Annotated in this window: 5 protein-coding genes; 2 read left to right on the forward strand and 3 right to left on the reverse strand. The window is 61.0% G+C overall.

Annotated features, from left to right (window positions below):
• On the forward strand, window positions 1-437 hold a 437-nt coding region (locus MJD61_07640), incomplete at its 5' end, for a glycosyltransferase (GenBank protein ID MCG8555146.1).
• 426 nt (window positions 438-863) lie between these two features.
• On the opposite strand, the gene MJD61_07645 is transcribed toward MJD61_07640, so the two are convergent.
• Window positions 864-1,550 (reverse strand): 2OG-Fe(II) oxygenase, encoded by a 687-nt coding sequence (locus MJD61_07645; protein MCG8555147.1) that lies wholly within the window; start codon window positions 1,548-1,550, stop codon window positions 864-866.
• A 148-nt stretch (window positions 1,551-1,698) separates the two neighbouring features.
• Entirely contained in the window at window positions 1,699-2,439 is a 741-nt protein-coding gene (locus MJD61_07650; protein ID MCG8555148.1) for a hypothetical protein, read from the reverse strand.
• Between the two features lie 609 nt (window positions 2,440-3,048).
• Here MJD61_07650 and MJD61_07655 point away from each other — a divergent pair.
• Window positions 3,049-4,533 carry an oligosaccharide flippase family protein gene (locus MJD61_07655; GenBank protein MCG8555149.1) on the forward strand — a complete coding sequence of 495 codons (1,485 nt, stop codon included), beginning with the start codon at window positions 3,049-3,051 and terminating at the stop codon, window positions 4,531-4,533.
• A gap of 152 nt (window positions 4,534-4,685) precedes the next feature.
• On the opposite strand, the gene MJD61_07660 is transcribed toward MJD61_07655, so the two are convergent.
• On the reverse strand, window positions 4,686-6,065 hold the full coding sequence (locus MJD61_07660; GenBank protein MCG8555150.1) for a hypothetical protein: 1,380 nt from the start codon (window positions 6,063-6,065) through the stop codon (window positions 4,686-4,688).
• Window positions 6,066-6,514: the final 449 nt, after the last annotated feature.

A 6,514-nucleotide genomic window follows, 5' to 3' on the forward strand; every position in this document is an offset into this window, starting at 1 on the left:
CCGCCAACGTAACGGTCCTCATGGACGTGGGACTCGAACGATTCAATCGCCTCATGGCCGATAGTCGTTTTTGCGTGTTGCCGCTCGCGCACGCACGGATGCCTTGCGGGCACTCCACTATGGTTGCTTTCATGCACTTGGGTAAAGCGCAGGTCGTCACGAACTCCAGCGGCGTGCGTGACTACGTGCGCGAAAACGACAATGGGCTGCTCGTGCCTCCGGGTGATGCCAACGCCATGGCTGAGCGCATCGAGGCCCTATGGAACGACGAGACAAGCTGCGCCAGGATGGGTGCAGCCGCCAGGCGTTTTGCTCGCGAGAAGTGCTCGGAACGATCGAGCGTGCGCCATTTCGAACGCTACCTACGGCACTACGGCGTGCTATCCCAGGATGCGATGAGTGGTTCTGAGGTGAGGGCGGCTCTCTCCTGTGAATAGCGGCAGGGTAACGACGAGGGGTCGTACGACGATCGCGTTGGAACGCAAGCGACGTGTGCCGGAGTGTGGGTGTGGGGATGGCTCAGTGGTGGGCGTTTCGGTCTCTTTGGCTCCTGCCTTAAGGCATCGCCCAGGCGGATTTCACGACACGGGGGTCCCGGGCGGCAAACCCAAGAAGGCGAAGAAGGAAGCTGGATTCCGACCGGCGGTAGGATTCTGCTAGTTCTTCGGCGCCCGAGCCACCGTGGGCGCTCAGAAATGTACGCGGAAACCTAGCTTAGCCGCTGACGGCGAGTGGTGTACCTACCTCTGTGCCTGTTCGGATGCATTCGGACTGGATACGCTCCGATCCGTCTGCCCCAGTTCCCGACCTATCCGTACGATGTCGGCGGCCCAGCTACCTGCGATCGCAACGGTTCCGGCGCCCTACCGCCGACCAATTGCCCGCTTGACGTTCCTTTTGAGCCATGGGAGGGCGCGGCGCTTGGCCCTCTCGAGTGGCATCAGTACGTGGCCCCGGAACTTCTCCCTCGGTCGTGACCGAAAGATAGTGCTGTGTTTGCTACCATCCCAATCCGCCGGTGCTTCTCGCGTGTAGTAGTAAACCGCAAAGGAAAGCCGCTGGCGACTTGGGGGACAGCGCAGCGGCTGGACGCCATGGTAGCTGATAGCACTAGTTTCGAAGATTACCGCGCGATTAAGCTTGGGCTGCACCACGACCTGGCAGCGCTCTACCCTGGCGTCCCAGAGCTCCAAAGCACCGCCCCATGCCGGGTCCCAATCCGGGTTCAGATAGAGCAGGAGGTTCAGGCGTCGGTGCCAGTTCCGCTCTTCCATGAAATTGAAGTCCACGTGGACGTCAAGGCGTCCACCCGGCCCGGTGAGATGCATACCACCACCCGCGTATTCGCTGTCGGCCAGGAGCTGCGGGATTCCGGTGATCTGCTCGAGGTCCTCGAGAAACTCCCGTGATAGGAGGCGTTGGCTCAGCTCGGCCACCGGCTCGGGGAATCTCCTGGCATCCGTAATCTGGACTTTCCGCGCCTCGTTAACGGCGTCGAAGGACCGCCCGTGGCGCAGAGCGGCTTCAAAGCTCGGATAGCTCGCTGCCATCCTCTCGCTTGCGTCCGGCTCTAAGAATTCGTCGATTACGATATGTGGGAACGGTTTAGCAGCGTGGAAGTCGTTCCGCAGAGCCTCGCGATCGTAAAACCGAATCATCATCAACTCTAAGCCCAACCGCCCGCCCTCGGTTGCCCTCTCAATAGAGGAAGTTCGCACTCATGTGACGGTGGTGATCGCCGATCGACAGATCGTTTCGGTCGCGAGCTTCGTTGCGTGCATGATGGTCCAGGATGTGACACGCAAACATCTGGCGATGCCAGGGGCTATCCGCCGTCTTACGTCTACCCGGTAGGCTTCGATCTGGCCCGATCTTCCGGAGCTCGTGTTCGGCATTGAACTCTCTTATGGCCAGCAGTTCGCCGCACCACTCGTTGGCGAAATAGAACGACACGTCATCGAAGTACATGCTAACGGCTGGTACGTACATCTCAGGAGGACCACCCAAGATCTTCAATGCGCTCTTGGTCGCGGTATAGATGTCCACGTCGACTGAGACGAAACCGATTGGCGCGACGCGCGACAACGTCTCCATGAAGGGAACGATGGTGTGAGCGATGTCGCCGAGCACCAGCTCCGCACGACCGCCAAGCCGCTCCAGCAATTCTTCGCTGCCTTCCATCGCAAAATCACCGGGCATCCAAAGCTCCGCATGGTCGCGATAGCCTGAGACAGTAGGTAGGCCCGTGCCAGTGTCGAAGCCCACCACCCGGAACCGCACCCCCGTCTCCGCGGTGATCATCTCGCCGAGCTCTATTAGATTCAGTAGGCCTGCACCGCTGGCCACTCCGAACTCGATCACCGTCGTCTCCTTTGCGCCGAAGTAGTGAGCCAGGTCCGCCGCACGAAGCATGCCGTATGCGTAGTTCGATCGTCCCACAAGCCCGGCTCGCTCGCGTTCTCTGAACGTGCTCGCTTTGACGAATCTCGTTGCTAGCGGGCTCCCCGACAAAGTGCTCCATGTCTTCGACAGTAATCCAGGCAAACGAAGTGCACTCATTCTACCCTCGCATTTCCGAAATCAGCAGTGCGTCGCTCGTCACTCCGACCCGCGGACGAACGACCGACAACCGCCCCGGCCACTATGTGAAACACGGCCGTGGACACGGGCAATTAATGACCGTGATGCTTTTGTGGCGGCCCCGGTTGGGCAGGACCGTCCGTACCTAAAATGCTGGGACACATACAGGGCTACACGATTCCAAGGTTCTGTGTCGGCGGACACGTGTCTCCGGAGCCGACACTTGCCGGTGTGCGCTCGCCCAGCACAGTTCGGTCCAAGGAGTAGACTGACTCCATGCCGCCCCAGTCGGGAGTGTCAACAGGAGTAGAGTTCCCGATGAGGCAAAACACCGGGATGCCGGCCTCGCTGTGGGGATTCAGGGCCGAACGCAGACGTCGATTTACCGGTTTGCGCCTCCCCGCTCAAACCGGACCTCTCTTATTCCGGTACCGAAGGGACGGGCTAGCAGGCAGTGTGCGATGGAGCATGTCTAGACCGACAGAGACTCTCGGAAGTCGGGCCCGCAGGGGTGCGGTCTTCACCGTCGCGGGCCATGCAAGCGGATACGTGCTGCGGTTCGCCAGCAGCCTTATCTTGACGCGCCTGCTCTTCGAGGAGGCGTTCGGGCTCATGAGCATCGTTCACGCTTTGCTCACCGGGCTTACGCTGTTCAGCGACGTGGGGATCGGACCCAGCATCGTTCAGAACGAACGCTCGGATTCGAGATTCCTGGGGACGGCGTTTGCCGTGCAGGTTGCTCGGGGAATGCTGCTTACCTTGGCGGCTGCGCTGCTCGCTTGGCCGTGCGCGCGGCTGTATGGCCATGACGAGCTACTCTGGCTGATCCCAGTTGTGGGGTTGAATGCGGGGATTTCGGGCTTGAACTCGACGAAGCTGTTCGTGCTGCAGCGGGAGGTTGCGATCGGCCGCGTCACACTGGTGAACCTCGTCTCTCAGCTAGCCTCGTTTGGAACGATGCTCATATGGAGCCTCTTGTACCCAAGCGTGTGGGCTCTGGTGGGTGGGGCGCTCGTGTCGAGCGTGACGCAGATGCTGTTGTCGCAACTGCTGCTTCCGGGGCCAATGGACCGCTTCGCGTGGGATAGGGAAGCGCTCAAATCCCTCCTTCGCTTTGGTCGCTGGATCTTTCTATCTACGGCTCTCACGTTTCTTACCGGTCAGAGCATAGACCGGCTCGTATTCGGGCGGCTCATCCCACTCGACGCACTCGGTGTATACCACGTTGCCGCGACGCTCGCGGCCATCCCGCTGGGACTGCTTTCGGCACTAGCGGATCAGGTCATCTTCCCTGTTCTCTCCAAGGTTCAACGGAGTGGAAAGCCGCTCGGCTTGATCTTCCGGCGCACCCGGCTTCCGGTTCAGGTTGCGGCCGGCTGGGCGTTCAGCGGCCTTATCGCAGGGGGGCCGACCGCCCTCCGTGTCCTCTACGACGAGCGCTGGTGGGACGGTGGCTGGGTGATACAGCTGATCGGGGCGTCTTCCTGGTTTTCCGTATGTGCGACAACACAACGTGCCGTGCTGGCAGCCCGCGGAGAAGTGCACATGCTAGCTCTGGGATCCGGAATCAAGCTCTTGGCCATGGGGATGTGTATCTCCGTGGGCTTTGCCCATTTCGGTTTCTTCGGTGCGGTGGCGGGATTCGCGCTCTCCGAGGTGTTTCGTTACCTAGCGATGTCTTGGGCGGTAAGCCGCATGGGGCTCGATGCTCTGCGGCACGATTTGGTGTTCAGCGTTTGGATTGGGGTGGTAGGGTTGGTGGTTTGGCAGGGGGCACTCTACGCTAGATCGGTAGGCGTGCCGCTGCACATCGAAGCCTCGCTAGTGACATTCGCGGTGACTGTGGCCTGGCTGCCGCTGGCGTGGAGGCCAGCCATAGACCTAGTGCGCGCACGCGGGGAGGATCCGACTCTCGCATCTGCTGCGATCGGAGGAGGAGTGCCTTCCAAGTGATGGTCGCGCCCCGCTCCAAGCGCTACGACCGTACGCGAGCGACCACGACGCCAGCGAGAAGCAGGCCAATTCCCCCGGTTCTCAGCGTTCGTGGCCGCCTCACACGAATCTTGGCTGCGGATTTCCGCGAAAGCCGGACCTGCACCACTAGCTCAGCTAGCCAGATTCCGCGTGCCCCCCTCTTTCGCGCCCGCAAGCGTCCTACAGCAGGTCAGCAAGGCTCCCGCGAGGAAGTAGCCGAGGTCAAAGAGCATTCCATTGGGTAGTAGATCCAACATGATCACGCCGAGCATCGTGGCAATGGATCCCAGCAGTATCGAGTCGCACGGGTCCCGGCGCAGTTTGCGGCGAGCAAATGCGAACAGCACGGGAAGAGCAAGCAACCCCATGCCACCATAGTACCCAAAGAGCCCCCGCGATCCGAGCACAATGATCCAGTGGCCGTCCGTGACGACGCGCTGCTTTTCTACCGTGGAGAACCTGGAACGGCCGTACCCACCCCAGCCGAAGAGTAGACGCCGCGAGGCGATTCCAAGCAAGATGTCTTCATTTGCGAACCGAAACTGCAGGGATCCGAGCCGGTCCGCGTCGGCGAAAGAACCCACCGCGGCCAGTATGCGCTGGGTGTCGATCGAACCGCTGAGCCGCAAGAGCGGGTAGGCCAGCACAAAGGAGACTAGCAAGGCTGCAACCAGCAATTGACGTTTGGGGTGCAGGAAGGCCACAAGGGGAAGAAATATCGCCGCATAGACGGTTGCGGCCAGGCTCTTGGCTAGAATCAGTACGGTCAGCAAGTAGGGAGGCACCAGCTTGGAGGGGATGCGCCAGAGCGCCGGATTGACACGGGCCCAGCTCGTGGAGGCAACGATGGCCAGGACCGTGAAGAGGGCCACTGCAAGTCCATGTTGCATGAACACCGTAGGTCGGAACCCCTCGCCTCGCATGGCCTGTGCGAAGCTGTGCTGGTGAAACCCGTACACCCACGTGTGCAGCTGAGGGCTCAACCGGATCTCGACCAGCATCAGCAACGAGTACAAGAGACCGGCCATCGCGAATGCGCGCATCAGGAAACGCAGATCGTTACGCGTGCGAACCAAAGAGGCACCCAGAACAAACGGTGTGAAGACCCGGAGCGTGTCCGAGACGACCATGCCGATAGCATCGTGAAACGTGAGCCCGGGGCGGCGCTCCCCGCCTGTGAAGATCGGGTTTGAATTGGTGAGTGCGGTACCGAGCGCACCGATAACCAGCAGAGCGATGGTCGTCCACACTATCCCACCCGGGCGAAAACGCAGTGCGCCACGCCGGAGGATCAGACAGCTCAGTAGACTAGCGCTGGCTGACACCGTGTGCTTGTTGAAGGGGGGAAGCAGTGGTGGGTCGAACTCCATGCGCTCGGGAAGCAGCATCGTAGCCCCAAGCGCCAGAAGACACGCGGCCTTGGCCGGCCGGTAGCGTGCGTACGCCAGGTAGGATACCGGGACCCACAGTATCAGGGCCAGGCCAGCAGTGAAGCTAGAGTGTTCCACCATGCCGTCCGACAGTTTTGGATGCGCCGGGCTCGTTTGGCGAGTCGGCCGAGCGCTTCGTGGAACAGCGCTTCAGCCAAAAAAACGTCAAGGCGCTCAGTACCGCGTATTGGATCACCAGCGTAATACGACCTTGTCTTGAGATGTGGGACGACCACAAGTCTTCGTAGATGGCTCCGTGGCCCAGGGAGGTGAGCACTAGACCCAAAACAAGTGAACCATGGTGGCCGTTTGGGGCGCGTGGGGTGGGGTGGGCACGCGGGCGTACGCCTACCTGGGCGTGTGCCCGTTGGGTGCGTAGAGCTTTTTGGTGGGTCGTTGTTGAGGGCTTCGGGGTTTGAGGTTTTTGGAATCAGCTGACCTGCCCGGGCACCAATGCGTCGGACAGGCCTCAGGCGCTCAGGGCAGCGGCCAACCGCATCAGCACGGGAAGGTCGGGCCGCCAAGCAAGC

The sequence above is a fragment of the Pseudomonadota bacterium genome, from assembly GCA_022361155.1.
GTDB lineage: Bacteria > Myxococcota_A > Polyangia > Polyangiales > JAKSBK01 > JAKSBK01.

Excerpts from the sequence above, each read along its gene's own strand:
- MJD61_07645 (MCG8555147.1), bottom strand. The coding sequence starts at position 1,550 with ATGGCAGCGAGCTATCCGAGCTTTGAAGCCGCTCTGCGCCACGGGCGG.
- MJD61_07655 (MCG8555149.1), top strand. The coding sequence starts at position 3,049 with ATGTCTAGACCGACAGAGACTCTCGGAAGTCGGGCCCGCAGGGGTGCG.
- MJD61_07660 (MCG8555150.1), bottom strand. The coding sequence starts at position 6,065 with ATGGTGGAACACTCTAGCTTCACTGCTGGCCTGGCCCTGATACTGTGG.